Here is a 15316-nt window from a genome sequence, read left to right as displayed (position 1 = left end):
ACAGAAGGAAAATTAAAAATAGCTAAAAGAGCTAAAGAATTAGGTCTTGATGCTATACATGATACAGTACATGAAATGTGCAAAGATGAAGCAAGACATGGTAAAGCATTCTTAGGTTTATTAGAAAGACATTTTGGTACTAAATAATTTATAATAGATTTAAAGGTTGTCTAAATTTAGGCAACCTTTTTTTATTACTAAGGATTACATTTATTTAAAAATATAAATAAGATGCAAGTTAAAAATAAAATAACTATCTAAAATGGTGGTACTATTTTAAATAGTAATATCTTGAAATAATTGCATTATATAGACATATTGTAAAAAATAATGTAATATATATGAATAAAAAGTCGAAAGTTTTAAAGAGGTGGTTATAAATGACAAATCCAGATGCAATAGCAAAAGAAGTGTCGAGTAAGGTTCAACAGATGAGTAAAATGCCACTTGATACACTTATTGAAAAATTTATAGGATGGATTACTGAATATGGAATAAAGCTTATAATAGGTCTTATAGTTATATCTATAGGATTAAAGATTATAAAAAAGGTAGTAAAACAATTTGGAGTATTTTTAGAAAAAAGAGATGTTGATGTAACGTTAAGAAGATTCATACAGTCATTAACAGCAGGTGTGTTAAAAGTTATATTATTTATAGGAATTCTTGGATACTGGGATGTTAAATTAACAGGTCTTGCAGCGATTGTAGCTTCTGGTGGGGTTGCCATAGGTTTAGCCCTTCAAGGCAGTCTATCTAACTTTGCAGGTGGTTTTATAATATTATTACTTAGACCATTTAAAGTAGGGGATTATATACAAACTGGAGTTTATGAAGGTACAGTTGAAGAGATAGGGTTATTTTATACTAAGTTAACAACTATAGATAATAAGTTAATATTAATACCAAATGGAACATTGTCAAATGGTAGCTTAATAAACTATTCAGCAAAAGAAGAAAGAAGAGTTGATTTGACATTTAGTGTAGGGTATGAAAATAATATACTACATGTTAAGGAAGTATTAACGGATATCGTAAAAAAACAAGATTTTATTTTAGATAATCCTAAACCCTTTATAGGTGTTAGTGCTCATAGCCCAAGTTCTGTTGATTTTATAGTTAAAGTATGGTGTAAATCGGAACATTATTGGGATATACATTTTAGTCTATTAGAGAAGGTTAAATTAAGATTTGATGAAGAAAATATAAGTATACCTTATCCACAAATGGATTTACATGTGAAAAAAGAAGATTTAGGTCTATAAATAAAAGCTAATACGGAAATTTATCTGTATTAGCTTTTATTTGTTTTAATAGATTAGAAGGAGGGGGTTAAAAGTTAAATGGTAGCAATTGTTATATGAAGTTTTAGTCAAAATATGATGAATTTAAGTAAAAATAGTGTATACTATAATATATAATAGACATAAGGAGAAATAGATTATGGAATATATTCAAGAATTATATCATTTTGCACAAAACTATTGGATTTTAACCATGATAATAGGATTACTAGCAAGCTTTATTGAAAGCTTTTTACCTATACTTCCTCTTATGGCTATAGTAGGAGCTAATGCACTTTTACTTGGGCTATTTGGAGGTCTTGTACTATCTTGGATAGGATCTGGTTTAGGTACTGCATTGCTATTTTTAATTATTAGTAGATATAATGATAATAAGTTATTTAATAAATTTAGAAATAAGAAAGTAGATAAAGCAATAAAATGGATGGACAAAAAAGGATTTAAGTTACTATTTTTTGCTTATTCTTGCCCCTTTGTACCAAGTTTTTTAGTAACAATGGCATCTGCATTTTGTAAAATAGATCCTAAATGTTTTATACCTGCAATGTTATCAGGAAAATTTATAATGTTTTTATTTATAAGTTATCCAATGAGTGATATAAAAGGTTTTATAAATAGCCCCGTTAAAATATTAGTATTTTGTTTATTAGTATTTTTATCATGGACTATAGGTAATAAAGTTAAGAAAAGTTTAGAGAATCATGAAAAAGATAATGAAACTGAAAATGTATAGAATATATAAAATAACCCATCTAATATTAGGTGGGTTATTAAAGTAATATATAAAATCTATATCCTAGTAAAAATATAACTATAAAATTTAAAGCTTTGCATATTAACTTTTCTGTTTTAGAATTAGTTTTTATAGGAAGAAAGGAAAAATTAATAGTTATAGGATAAAAAATTTCTATACCTTCCTTTGTTAGTAAATCTAAAACTAGGTGAGATATATATCCTACTAAAAATCCACAAGATACACATATAAATACTATATTACTATCTGTAGATTTTATTAAAAAATCAAAACTATAAGCGAGTAAAGATATAAAAATTAGACTATGTGTAAAACTCCTATGCCTAAATTTAGAACCAAAATATTTATATATAATAGGATATCTTTTACTTATATAAGACCCTCTCATATCAATATCAGGATATAATGAACCTATATATGCAAAATATGTGTATATTAAAAGTAAAATAACTTTATAAAATATACTATAATTATTTAAAAATGTTTTATATAAATAAGGTAGCGCTAAAAGTGCAAATATATAGCCTCCCTTAGAATGAGTTTCTTTTACCATTAAACCTCCTAGGTGATAGTATAATATTATTGATAGTATAATATTATTGATAGTATAATATTATTGATAGTATAATATTATTGATAGTCATATTTGTATTAATTATATAGTAAATTGTAAAAATTTTCAAAAACTATTTTTAAAATATAATTTTAAAAAAGTTGAATATACTTAAAATCTACAAATTTTTATAAATTTTTATTTTAAATTTTGAATATAGTTTTCTTCCGCCTTGCTCCAATTTATAATATTAAACCAATTATTTATATATTCGCTCCTTTTATTTTGATACTTTAGATAATAAGCATGCTCCCATACATCAATTCCAATTATAGGTTTTAAATTTAATGTAATAGGAGTATTTTGATTTTGAGTAGTTATAATTGATAGATTTCCAGAGTCATCAGATACAAGCCATGCCCATCCAGATCCAAATACACTTAGTGAAGCTTTATTAAATTCATTTTTAAAATTATCAAAAGATTTAAAATCCCTGTTTATAGCACTTTTTAATTTACCATGTAATTTCTTACTATTAGGAGACATTATCTCAAAGAAAAATTCATGATTATATACCCCTCCACCATTATCTTTTATAGTCTTAGCTATTTCACTAGGCAAACAATCTAGACAAGTTAATAAATCAGGAATACTACAAGCATAAAGATCAGGATATCCTTTTATAGCATTATTAAATTTATCTAAGTAAGATTTATAATGTCTATCATAATGTAAAATCATAGTCTCTTTGTCTATATAAGGTTCAAGAGAATCATAAGAATAAGGTAGAGGCCTTGGCTCTTTAGGGGTATATATTGGAGATAAAGAGAAAATATTTTGAGGATTAAAAAATGTAGTTAATAGTAAAGTTATAAATAAAAATTTTTTCATAAAATCACCTCATAATTAGTATGCTTACTATTTATAAAAAAATTTATAAAAGATATAATAATTTAGAAATTTAAATATAAATAGTAAAATTATTATGTATCATTTATAAATGATATAAAAAAAATCTTTTATACTTGAAAATAAAAATAAAGGTATATATACTATTAATAATAAAAGTGAATAAAATAAAAAGGGTAGAGGTTGCAATATTTAAAAGTACTAATGAGGAGTTAAGCGCGTAGAATCATTAGGAAAGGAAATATTGCCGAAGGGTATAACTGATGCTTTAAGGTTATATGCCTGGGGGTACATAGAATATATGTATCACTGTCACAATTTATTTTGTGAAGAGCTACATTTAAGAAAAATTTATACATAGGTATAGTTATATTGCTGTACCTAAAAAGTTAATATATAACTTTATGTAAAAATTTATAAGTCTTGAGTGTATACTCAAGACTTTTTTTATACCCTTATATTCACTATAGGCTAAACAATTTTAAGGGGGAATTTTTATGAGAATTAAGAGAAATTTTAGGGTATTATTAATGACTATTATAATTTTTATAGTGTCTATGCCATTAGTATTTGCAGAAGGAAATGATATATCAATTGTAAATGCAGAAAGACTTAAGATGATAACTTTAATACCACCATTAGTTGCCATAGTTTTAGCATTTATAACTAAGAATGTAGTAATATCACTATTTATAGGTATATTTTCAGGAAGTTTTATAATAAATATATCATCTGGAAATGTTATAGTTGCTTTTGTTAATGCATTTTTAGACATAGTAAATAGAGCGTTAAATTCATTAGCAGATCCATGGAATGCAGGTATAATACTTCAAGTTTTAGCAATAGGTGGAGTTATAAGCTTAGTAGCTAGAATGGGTGGTGCAAAAGCTATAGCAGAAAGTCTAGCTAAAAGGGCAAAAACTGCAAGAGGAACTCAGCTTACAGCATGGTTTTTAGGACTATTAGTATTCTTTGATGATTATGCAAATTCACTAATAGTTGGGCCTATAGTTAGGCCAGTAGCAGACAAAATGAAATTATCAAGAGAAAAACTAGCATTTATAATAGATGCTACAGCTGCACCTATAGCTGGGCTTGCTATAATATCTACATGGATAGGTCTTGAAGTTGGACTTATAAATGACGCATTTAGTGGTATAGGTGTAGAAGCTGATGCATTTGGAGTATTTTTAAATACTATACCATATAGGTTTTATAATATATTAATATTAGCATTTATAGTTATATCAGCAGTTTTAGCTAAAGATTTTGGACCAATGAGAGAAGCTCAAATTAAAGCACAAAGTGTTAATAAAAATAATGACAATTCAAAAAATGTTAATAATGATAATTCTGATTTAGAACCAAAAGAAGGTATAAAATTAAGTTCATGGAATGCAATAATTCCTATAGGAACATTAATAATATCTGCGCTAATTTCTTTTTATTATAGTGGATACACAGCAGCTATGAACTCAGATAATCAAAATCTAATACAATTATTTACTAATTCTCCATATTCATTTGATGCTATAAGAGAGGCATTTAGTGGAGCAGATGCTTCAGTTGCATTATTCCAATCAGCTTTATTTGCAAGTATTGTAGGTATAGTTCTTGGAGTTAGTAAAAATATACTTACAATTTCTGAAGCTATAGATGCTTGGATAGATGGAATGAAAGGACTTATTATGACAGGGGTTATATTAATACTTGCGTGGTCATTAAGTTCTGTTATAAAAGAACTAGGAACAGCTAAATACTTAGTAACATTATTATCAGGAACTCTGCCAAATTTTTTATTACCAAGTGTAATATTTATACTTGGAGCTATAATATCATTTGCTACAGGAACAGCCTATGGAACAATGGGAATACTTATGCCTCTTGCAATACCGCTAGCTTATTCGATAAATCCAGAGATGTCGTTTATAGTAGTTAGCACTAGTGCAGTATTAACAGGTGCTATATTTGGAGATCACTGCTCACCGATATCTGACACTACAATAATGTCTTCAATGGGAGCTGGGTGTGATCATATAGATCATGTTAATACACAGATGCCTTATGCGCTATTTACAGCCTTAATAACAGTATTATTTGGATACATACCAGCAGGACTTGGTATTCCTGTTTATATAGTATTACCAATAGCTTTATTAGCTACATTTATAGGTATACATGTATTAGGAAAGAAAACGTATGAAGAAGTTGATAATATTATTTATACTATAGATTAATTTTATTTAAAATAATAGTATCTATATTCTATAGAATAATAATTATAAATAAGATAATAATAATTATAAAAAAAGAAAACGTAAAATATATTTTACGTTTTCTTTTTATTTAAAAGCAAGGAGTTATTCTATGGGATATATAAATTTTGAAGAAGAAAATGCTGTATTGAATGAACAATTATCAAATAGAAAAAAAAATAACGAAGCATTTTATAAAGATGTAACTACAAAAACAATAGAATTAAACGATTATGATAATAATTCAAAATATAGTTATGCTAAAATTAAAGATAAACTAATTGGAAAAGATGGTATATTTGATGAACAAGATTTTTATGAAATAGTAGGACAAGACATAATTTGTGCTAAATTTAGAAAATGTAATTTTAAAAATATTAAATTCAAAGAGTGCACATTTGTAGGTTGTACCTTTAATGATTGTAATTTTAGCGGTGGAGGAGTTATATTTGAAAATTGTATATTCACAAAAGAAGGAAGCGAAAAACTACCTTCTCTAAATAAAAAAGACAACATAGGATGCAGTTTTTATAATTGTAATATATATGCAAAATTTTTAAATAGTGATCTATCATATTGTATTCTTGAAAAATGTAAAATTAATAACACAAGTTTTGAATTAACATATTTATTATCCTCAATTATAATAAATAGTGAAATTGATACACTTGAAATTGTAGATTGTGATCTTTCAGGTTTTAAAACTTCAAATACGTATATAAAAGATATAATGTTTGAGGATAAATTTACAACTAAGTTTGATGATAAAACATTTTTTGATAAAATTAAACCTAGAGTTAAGGATAAAAATGAGTATGAAGGGATATATATGACATATAAAACTTTATCCGAAAAATTTAAGGAAAATAACTTGAATAATAATTTTGGAGAATATTATTATATAGGAAAGTGCACGCAAAGAAAATGTGTTAAATTTATACCTAAAATAAATTCATATATATACTGGTTATCATGTGGATATGGAGAAAGGCCTTGGCTTTGTGTATTATCATCCTTAGTAATAATGATAATATTTGCATTTATATTTTTAGCAGTAGGTATTGAGTTAGATGGACAAGTTATAAAATATAGTTTAAGTAACATTAATACATGGAATCTAAAACAATTTATTAAAGATTTTAATGAGGTTATAAATTTAAGCGTAGGTATGTTTGGAGCTGTTGGGTTTAATAATTCAAAGCCCACAGAAGTAGCATATATGGTAGCAAATATTGAAATGCTTGTAGGAATCATTATGATGGGAGTAGGTATAGGAACTTTAACTAGAAAAGTTGTGAGGTAAACTATATAAAAAAAGAACGTAGATAATTCTACGTTCTTTTTTTATATATTATGCTGCAGAAGATTCTTCTGTTCCACGTATTTCATCAGCAGTCATTATTTTTGTATTTTTGAATAATGCATGTCCTATTAAAGCACCTATTATACTAACTATTATACATCCAACAGCAGCCATTAGAGCAGGAGTTCCGTTTTGACCAACTGCAACAGCGAAACCAGCTATAGGAGTTGCCATACCAGGAACACTTATTGCAAGTGGTGCAACATAAGAACTTACTAATGCAACTACAACACCTGATAATGCTCCACCTATGAAGTTAGTAACAAATACTGGTATTGGGTTAGCAGTTATTATATCTGATTGAGTTAAAGGTTCTATAGCAACAGCTATTGTGTCTTTCTTTGAACCAAATTTCATTTTTGAGAAGAATACGAAGTTCATGAAAGAAGAACCAAATACTGCTAATGCACCTATTGCCATTGGAAGACCTGTTAATCCTATTATAGATGTTAAAGCCATTGATGATAATGGAGCAGTAGCAACAACTGTTATTAATCCACCAAGTATTATACCCATTAATATTGGAGATGTAGTAGAAGCAGCTGTTAAAGCTTGTCCTATTTGCATTAATGTATCATTAACTATTGGATCCATGAATCCTGCTATTGCTCTTGTTAAAGGAGCAGCAATTAATATTATAACTATTAAATCAAGACCAGCAGGAGTTTTCTTTTCTAAGAACTTAACAACGAATGATATTAAGTATCCTGCAACGAATCCTGGAAGTATTCCAAATCCTGAAACTGTTAAACCAACTAATACAGCGTATACTGGAGATACACCTAATGCTAAAGGTACTAATATAGCAGCAGCTACACCACCTAAAGAACCGTTAGCAGCTCCAACTTGCTCTAAGAACGATACACCGAATTGTTGTCCAAATAAAGAAGCGTGAAATGCTTCAACTAAGAAACTTGCGCAAGCAGCACTTGCTAATGCACCCATTGCTTTCATTCCGTGAGGTGCTTTGTAACTAAATAATGTGAATAATGCCAGTACAACTAATAATAATGCTGTACTCGTAAGTATTTGCATCATGCTAATTTTCCTCCTAAATATATAAATGTAATGTTTTTTTCTTAAGGTACTGTTTTCCTTAATGTCATATTCGATTAAAGAAATCTTAAGACAATTTTGATTATAAAGCACATTTCGACAATTGTAAATAGTTTTGTTAAAAAAATGCTAAAATTAAGAGAAAAATGTATTATTATTTTAAAATATATAAGAAAATATCCAGCAAATGTTAATTGAATTTTAAAAAATAAAAATAACAACTTTAAATGGGATTGAATACATAAAATATAATAAAAAAATAAATTATTATTTTAAAATACAATCAAATATATATATAAGCCATATTACATAATTTTGTCTAAACAAAACTCTTATGATAATATGTAGGTATAAATTAACTAAATTATAAGGAGAAAAAAATGACAGGAAATGAAAGAATAAAAATATTTATGCAACTACAAAATAAAAACTTAAAGTTTCAAGATATAGCAAATAAGATGGAAATAAAACCACAAACATTAAGAAGCTACTTAAATAAAAAAGGATATAAATTAACAAATGGAAAATATGAATTAAAAGATGGTATAAAAGAAGATAAAAAACAAATAGAATTTAATGAAATCAAGAACACAAAAATAGAAAAAAAGGAAAATGTAAAAAAAAATACTACTAAACAAAGAAAAACATCAAATCCTAAAAGAGATAAGAAAGTAAATTTAACACCTGAAGATATGGACAAGTTATGTGAAGTATATGATTGGTACTTACAAGTTAGAGATGTTAAGGCAATAAAACCTAAGACAAAGACTTCTAAAAAAGACATAGCAATAGAAGAAAATAATATAGGGGAGTTAAAATCAACTAGTATAAGAGTGGACAAAAAAATATGGGAAGAGTTTGAAAGGCTATGTAGTAATTCAAGTTTTACTAAACAAGAAATAATAACTCAAGCATTAAAAAACTTTTTAAAGGAAAATAAACATTTATTATAAAGAGTTAAGTATACAAATAAAAAAGAGGGAATTGAAGTGAATAAATAGTATTTATATGATTAATAATAAGGTTAAATAAAAAGGGGTGGTAAACATGAATGAAAATAATTACAATAAAAAAGATATAGACTTTGAAAAATTAAACTCAACATTAGCTAACCCTGATTTTGCAAATTGGTACTATAATGAGTTTATGGTAAAAGATAATGTAATTTCTATTGATGAATTTGTAAATATAATAAATACTTATAATTCAAATAATATTCAAAGTTAATAAGTCAGGATTTAAATAGACATTCCTATATTATACAGTATTAAAGATATAAAAGTTATATACATTAAATATAAGGAAAAATAAAACTATGATCAAAAATGATGAAAAACCTATTGTTAAGTTTACATTATAAGCTATACAGTAGGTTTTTTTATTTGGTGACTGTAAATGTTTTAAAAATGTATATATGTATTGTATAATTATTTATGTTATATATGAAATTGATAGTAATAAGCTTAGATTAAAATTAAGGAGATTAGTATGAAGGTTTTAATTGTTGAGGATAATTCTAAACTTTTAAAAAGTCTAGAGGAAGAGCTAAAAAATCATTTTGAAATAGATTCATGTAGTTTTGGAGAAGAAGCTATATATAATATTAAACAAAACATATATGATTTAATTATACTAGACTTAATGTTGCCTGATATATCAGGATTAGATATATTAAAGTCTATAAGAAAAGAAGGTATAGATACATTAGTGCTTATTTTAACTGCTAAAGAAAGTTTAAATGATAAGGTATCAGCCTTTGAGATAGGAGCAAATGATTATTTAACAAAGCCATTTTATATGGAAGAATTAGTAGCAAGAGTATATGCAATGTTAAGGACTAATGGAAAAATAAAATCTAATAATAAAATCGTATTTAAAGATTTATATTTAGATACCAATAATAAAACTGCATCTATAAATGGTGAAGATTTAAATCTTCAAAATAAGCAATTTAATTTACTTGAGTATTTTATAATAAATAAAGGAACAATACTTTTAAAGGAACAAATATATGATAGAATTTGGGGAATTGATTCAGATGCTACTATAGAAATAGTTGAGGTTTATGTTAGTAACCTAAGAAAAAAGCTTAGTAAGTTTGGATATGATAACTATATAAAGACTAAAAGAAAAGTAGGATATATATTTGATGATAAATAAAAGTGTATTTAGTAAAACTAAAAATTCCTTAATAAAAATAAATATAGCTGTAGTAGTAGCTTTTCTTATAATATTTTCTATATTTATATATTCTTACTTTAAAGGACTTACATATAGTAATATAGACAAAAATCTTAAAACTGAATTAGAAAATATAACTATACAACTTAATAATAGATCTATATTTTATCCAATAGTATTAAAAGATCCAAGTAATATGGTATATGTTTATGAAGGGAATAGAATAAGATATTACACAGAAAATGGCTATTTTAATGAATTATTACCAAAATCTAAAAATAATAAGAATGATACTTTTTTTACCTATACTGAAAATGGATATACTTTTAGAGAATTAAACATTAATATTGGTAAATATAAAATACAAATAATAAGAAATATAGATTCGGAAATAAACTCATTAAAACAACTTATATTTGTATTTATAATAGGAGTATTAGTAGCTGTAATAATAACATATTTCGTAGCGCTTTATTTAACTAAAAAGGCATTAATACCAATAGAAATTGCTTGGAATAATCAAGCTAAGTTTGTTCAGGATGCATCTCATGAGCTTAGAACGCCAATAGCCATAGTGTCCTCAAAGTTAGAAAATTTACTAAAACATCCAAATAGCACTATATCTGATGAAGTTGAATCTATAGCTGATGCTATGAAAGAAACAAGAAGGATAAAGAAAATGATAAATGATTTATTATCATTGAGTAAAGAAGATAGTATTAATGATATTATAAAAGAAGATGTAGATATAAATATAATGATAGATGAGATAAGTAAAATTTATGTAGATATAGCAGAGATTCAAGAAAAAGAATTTCATACTAACATTAAATTAAAGAATAAAAAAATATTTACAGATAAAAATAAGTTAAGACAGTTATTATTAATATTTATAGATAACTCTTTTAAATATACAAAAAGTGGAGATAGTATATCAATAAGTGCTTATGAACAAAATAGCAATATTATAATATCTGTAAAAGATACTGGAATGGGTATAAAAAAAGAAGATATAGACTATATATTTGATAGATTTTTTAGAAGCAATAGTATAAGGCATAAGGACATAGATGGTTCAGGAATAGGATTATCTATTGCAAAAATGATTGCTATAAATCTTGGCATAACAATAACTGTAGATTCAAAAGAAAATGAGTATACAAATTTTAAACTAACAATACCTAAATAAACAAATTGTTTAGTGATATATATGGGGGGTATATAAATAGTATAAATTAATGTTACAAATAATAACTATATTGTAATATAATTCATATTATAGATAAGAGAGTATTTAGGAGGTAAGAAAATGGCTAAAATCATAAAAACATCACAATTTAAAGGGGAAGTAGAAGAAAGTAAAGGAGTAGTTGTAGTAGATTTCTTTGCAACTTGGTGTGGTCCTTGTAAAATGTTAGCACCAGTATTTGAATCATTAGGAAATGAAATGGATGATGCAAAATTTATAAAAGTTGATATAGATCAAAGCTTAGAAATAGCTCAAAAATTTAATATATCTACTGTACCAACAATGATGATATTTAAAGATGGAAAACCAGTAGAATCATTAGTAGGATTTATGCCAAAAGAAGCAATTGAATCAAAAGTTAAGTCACATTTATAAATGATAGGTGGTTAATATGAGATATGATGTAGCAATAATTGGAAGTGGACCAGCAGGACTTTCTGCTGCAATAAATGCAAAAATAAGAAATAAAAATATAATAGTATTTGGAAATGATAATTTAAGTAATAAATTAGTAAAAGCTCCATCTATAGATAATTATCTAGGATTTTATGAGATAAGTGGAGAAGATTTAAAAGATAAATTTAAAGAACATATAGAAAGTATGGATATTGAAATAGTAAATAAAAAAATAAATAACGTATATGCTATGGGAGATTACTTTGCTCTAATGTCAGGGAATGATATGTTTGAAGCCACTACAGTTATACTTGCAACAGGAGTAGAGTATGGTAAGCCAATAAAAGGTGAAGAAGAATTTTTAGGTAAAGGTGTAGGATATTGTGCAACATGTGATGCACCTTTATATAGAGATAAAAAAGTAGCTATAATAGGCTATAATAAAGAGTCTGAAGAAGAAGCTAATTTCTTAAGTGAAATAGCATCAAAGACTTACTTTATACCTATGTATAAAAGAGAAGGTCTTATGAGATCTTCAGATGGTTTAGATAGCTCTATAGAAGTTATAAATGATAGACCTGTTCAAATACATGGAGAAAACTTAGTAAACAAAGTAGAATTAAAACAGCAAGACATAGATGTAGATGGAGTATTTGTAATAAAAGATAGTGCTTCGCCTAAATCGTTAGTGCCAGGAATAGAGACAGAAGGACCTCATATTAAGGTAGATATTAATATGAATACAAGTATAAATGGATGCTTTGCAGCAGGAGACTGTGTAGGTAAACCATATTCTTATATAAAGTCAGCTGGTCAAGGTCAAATAGCAGCATTAAATGCAGTAGCTTATTTAGATAAATTAAAAATAGAACAGAAAAAGAATAGCTAATAAAAATACCTTAAGTTTAACTTAGAGTGAGAGCGCTTAGATTAAAATCTAAGTGCTTTTTTTATGCCATGGTTCAATACATTTATTATAAAAAAAGCTTTTATAATAAATGTAGATATGATACAAGTTAGTATTAATAATTTAACTATAAAATAATTTACTTTTTATACAAAATATAAAATAAATTGACATAATGAAGTAAAATTAAAAGCCACCTAGAAAAGTTAGTAAAATAACTAAAATCAATGGTTTAAGTTGAACTAAATTTATTGTAAAATTAGAAATTTGCAAATGTTAAATTTAATTATGCAAAAAATGACTTGAAAAGTATTAAAAATATAGTTATAATGAATAAAAAAGAAATATTGATTCAAAAATATTTATTAGTCAGTAATTTTTTGAAATATATAATAACATTTCAAAAAAACGGCAATTATATAAAAGTATTTATAATTAATTTAGGAGGGATTGAAATTGGAAAATTTAAATAGCTTAATAGTAAGCATTAACGATTTTATATGGACATATATATTAATAGCCATGCTAATCATACTTGGAATTTACTTTAGTGTTAAGACTAAGTTTGTACAGTTTAGATATTTTAAAGAAATGTTTAAACTTTTAGGGGAAGGCGCATCTAAGGAAGGAAAGAAAGAAGGACAAGTATCGCCATTTCAAGCTTTTTGTATAAGTACAGCATCTAGAGTTGGAACAGGTAACATTGCAGGAATTGCTATGGCTGTTGTAATTGGAGGGCCTGGTGCTATATTTTGGATGTGGATAACCGCATTAATAGGTTCTGCATCAAGTTTTGTAGAAAGTACATTAGCACAGATATTTAAGATAAAAGACAAAGATGGCTTTAGAGGAGGACCTGCTTATTATATAGAACAAGGTCTAAATAAAAAATGGATGGGAATATTATTCTCTATTTTAATAACTATATGTTTTGGATTTATATTTAATGCTGTTCAAGCTAATACAGTTTCACTTGCATTTAATTCAGCCTTTGGTATTGATAGATTAACTATAGGTATAATAATTACAATACTTACAGCACTAGTTATATTTGGAGGAGTTCATAGAATAGCTAAAGTATCTGAGATAATAGTCCCAATATTTGCAGGACTTTATATATTAGTAGCATTATTTATAGTTGTAAAAAATATAGGTGAAGTACCAAATATACTTAAGCTTATAGTTGAAAATGCATTTAATTTTAGAGAAATGTCGGTAGGTACAACAGCAGGAATAATACTTACTGGAGTAAAAAGAGGACTATTCTCTAATGAAGCTGGTATGGGTAGTGCACCAAATGCAGCAGCAACTGCAGATACATCACACCCTGTTAAACAAGGATTAATACAAACACTTGGAGTATTTACAGATACTATAGTAATATGTACATGTACAGCATTTATAGTATTATTATATCCAGGATACTCAACTAGTGGATTAAGTGGAATAGAGTTAACTCAAGCTGCACTATCTTCTCATATAGGACAAATAGGTTATATATTTATAGCTGTATGTATATTCTTATTTGCTTTTAGTTCAATCGTAGGTAATTATTACTATGGAGAATCAAATATAGAATTTATGAATAGCAATAAAACTGTTTTAAATATATTTAGAGTTTTAGTTGTAGCTATGGTTTTATTTGGTTCAGTAGTTCAAGTAGATATAGTATGGAATTTAGCAGATGTTTCAATGGGACTTATGGCTATAATAAACTTAATAGCAATAGCTCTTTTAGGAAAATATGCTTTTATAGCACTTGAAGATTATACTAAGCAAAAGAAAAATGGAATTAAAAGTCCAGTATTTGATGCATCAAATATAAAAGGACTTGAAAATGTTCAGTGCTGGAACAATAAAAATAAATAATATATAATGCTAAATAAATTTGAGTGCCTTTTAATCAAAAGGCACTCTTTTAGTTTAAAATTATTAGGTTTAATTACAATTCATAGCTTTCTAAGTATCTACAAAAATCATGAAACTCATCTATACTTTTTATTTCCTGTAAGTTCCTAAGGTCAATGATTATATTACTAGGAATATGCAACATAAATTCCATATCAAATAGCTCACATTCTGTAAATCCTTTTTTATAGTCATATTTATAAGGTATATACTTATTGAAGTTTCTTTCAAAATATTTTATCTTAGCATAACATAGTTTGTATATATAAAATAATAAAGCTAGGGTTGAGTGATTTTTAGCAAATTTATTAGAAAAATATTTAACCTTATAGTACTTTTTATGACTTGATTCCCAATATAAATCATCATTTAATTGAAGACCATATTTTTTTAGCAAATTATATTTTTCATTAGAAAGATATTCGGTTTCTTTTAGCATAAATTCCTCCAGCATTAAGAGAATTTAATATATTATTATTAC

At 26.1% G+C, this 15316-nt stretch carries 15 protein-coding genes, 1 pseudogene and 1 riboswitch; of the genes and pseudogenes, 12 read left to right on the top strand and 4 right to left on the bottom strand.

Going from position 1 to position 15316, the window contains the following annotated elements; all coding sequences use genetic code 11:
• The 3 genes and pseudogenes from I4U89_RS15985 to I4U89_RS06220 form a co-directional block, all read left to right on the top strand.
• Window positions 1-147 (top strand): annotated as a pseudogene (locus I4U89_RS15985) (NADH peroxidase); the annotation flags it as partial.
• Between the two features lie 233 nt (window positions 148-380).
• Complete coding sequence (locus tag I4U89_RS06225) at window positions 381-1265, top strand: mechanosensitive ion channel family protein (protein WP_330615536.1); 885 nt, start codon at window positions 381-383, stop codon at window positions 1263-1265.
• Window positions 1266-1443: 178 nt separating this feature from the next.
• A complete protein-coding gene (locus tag I4U89_RS06220) occupies window positions 1444-2037 on the top strand; it encodes a TVP38/TMEM64 family protein (protein ID WP_195939468.1) in 594 nt (197 codons plus the stop codon).
• A gap of 37 nt (window positions 2038-2074) precedes the next feature.
• Here I4U89_RS06220 and I4U89_RS06215 read toward each other — a convergent pair whose 3' ends face one another.
• The gene (locus I4U89_RS06215; RefSeq protein WP_195939466.1) at window positions 2075-2611 is read right to left on the bottom strand and encodes a metal-dependent hydrolase; all 537 of its coding nucleotides are present in this window, start codon (window positions 2609-2611) and stop codon (window positions 2075-2077) included.
• Between the two features lie 198 nt (window positions 2612-2809).
• The gene (locus I4U89_RS06210; RefSeq protein WP_195939464.1) at window positions 2810-3502 is read right to left on the bottom strand and encodes a superoxide dismutase; all 693 of its coding nucleotides are present in this window, start codon (window positions 3500-3502) and stop codon (window positions 2810-2812) included.
• Window positions 3503-3689: 187 nt separating this feature from the next.
• Window positions 3690-3865: riboswitch (Lysine riboswitch) on the top strand.
• A gap of 152 nt (window positions 3866-4017) precedes the next feature.
• Here I4U89_RS06210 and I4U89_RS06205 point away from each other — a divergent pair.
• Window positions 4018-5757, top strand: a complete 1740-nt coding sequence (locus tag I4U89_RS06205; protein ID WP_195939462.1) for a Na+/H+ antiporter NhaC family protein — start codon at window positions 4018-4020, stop codon at window positions 5755-5757.
• A 130-nt stretch (window positions 5758-5887) separates the two neighbouring features.
• Window positions 5888-7078 carry a pentapeptide repeat-containing protein gene (locus I4U89_RS06200; protein WP_195939459.1) on the top strand — a complete coding sequence of 397 codons (1191 nt, stop codon included), beginning with the start codon at window positions 5888-5890 and terminating at the stop codon, window positions 7076-7078.
• Between the two features lie 48 nt (window positions 7079-7126).
• Here the strand turns inward: I4U89_RS06200 and I4U89_RS06195 are convergent, their stop codons facing one another.
• Complete coding sequence (locus I4U89_RS06195; protein ID WP_330615535.1) at window positions 7127-8176, bottom strand: PTS sugar transporter subunit IIC; 1050 nt, start codon at window positions 8174-8176, stop codon at window positions 7127-7129.
• A gap of 398 nt (window positions 8177-8574) precedes the next feature.
• Between I4U89_RS06195 and I4U89_RS06190 the strand changes: the two genes are divergently transcribed.
• The 7 genes from I4U89_RS06190 to I4U89_RS06160 all read left to right on the top strand — a co-directional run bounded on the left by I4U89_RS06190 (window position 8575) and on the right by I4U89_RS06160 (window position 14796).
• Window positions 8575-9147, top strand: coding sequence for a DNA-binding protein (locus I4U89_RS06190; protein WP_195939457.1), 573 nt, complete (start codon window positions 8575-8577; stop codon window positions 9145-9147).
• A 94-nt stretch (window positions 9148-9241) separates the two neighbouring features.
• Window positions 9242-9421: a hypothetical protein gene (locus tag I4U89_RS06185; protein ID WP_195939455.1), complete on the top strand. Its 180-nt coding sequence runs from the start codon at window positions 9242-9244 to the stop codon at window positions 9419-9421.
• Window positions 9422-9682: 261 nt separating this feature from the next.
• Window positions 9683-10354, top strand: a complete 672-nt coding sequence (locus I4U89_RS06180) for a response regulator transcription factor (RefSeq protein ID WP_195939453.1) — start codon at window positions 9683-9685, stop codon at window positions 10352-10354.
• Entirely contained in the window at window positions 10344-11564 is a 1221-nt protein-coding gene (locus I4U89_RS06175) for a sensor histidine kinase (protein ID WP_195939451.1), read from the top strand. Before I4U89_RS06180 ends, I4U89_RS06175 begins: the two co-directional genes overlap by 11 nt.
• Before the next feature lie 120 nt (window positions 11565-11684).
• Window positions 11685-11999 carry a thioredoxin gene (gene trxA, locus I4U89_RS06170; RefSeq protein ID WP_195939449.1) on the top strand — a complete coding sequence of 105 codons (315 nt, stop codon included), beginning with the start codon at window positions 11685-11687 and terminating at the stop codon, window positions 11997-11999.
• Between the two features lie 16 nt (window positions 12000-12015).
• Window positions 12016-12909 (top strand): NAD(P)/FAD-dependent oxidoreductase, encoded by an 894-nt coding sequence (locus I4U89_RS06165; protein ID WP_195939448.1) that lies wholly within the window; start codon window positions 12016-12018, stop codon window positions 12907-12909.
• A gap of 474 nt (window positions 12910-13383) precedes the next feature.
• Window positions 13384-14796: an alanine/glycine:cation symporter family protein gene (locus I4U89_RS06160; protein WP_195939446.1), complete on the top strand. Its 1413-nt coding sequence runs from the start codon at window positions 13384-13386 to the stop codon at window positions 14794-14796.
• A 73-nt stretch (window positions 14797-14869) separates the two neighbouring features.
• Here the strand turns inward: I4U89_RS06160 and I4U89_RS06155 are convergent, their stop codons facing one another.
• Complete coding sequence (locus tag I4U89_RS06155; RefSeq protein WP_243279168.1) at window positions 14870-15274, bottom strand: hypothetical protein; 405 nt, start codon at window positions 15272-15274, stop codon at window positions 14870-14872.
• Window positions 15275-15316 lie beyond the last annotated feature (42 nt).

Source organism: Romboutsia sp. 1001713B170131_170501_G6, from assembly GCF_015668195.1.
Taxonomy (GTDB): Bacteria; Bacillota; Clostridia; order Peptostreptococcales; family Peptostreptococcaceae; genus Romboutsia_C.
Note: the sequence above shows the minus strand (reverse complement) of the source record. Positions and strands in the feature narration are given on the sequence as shown.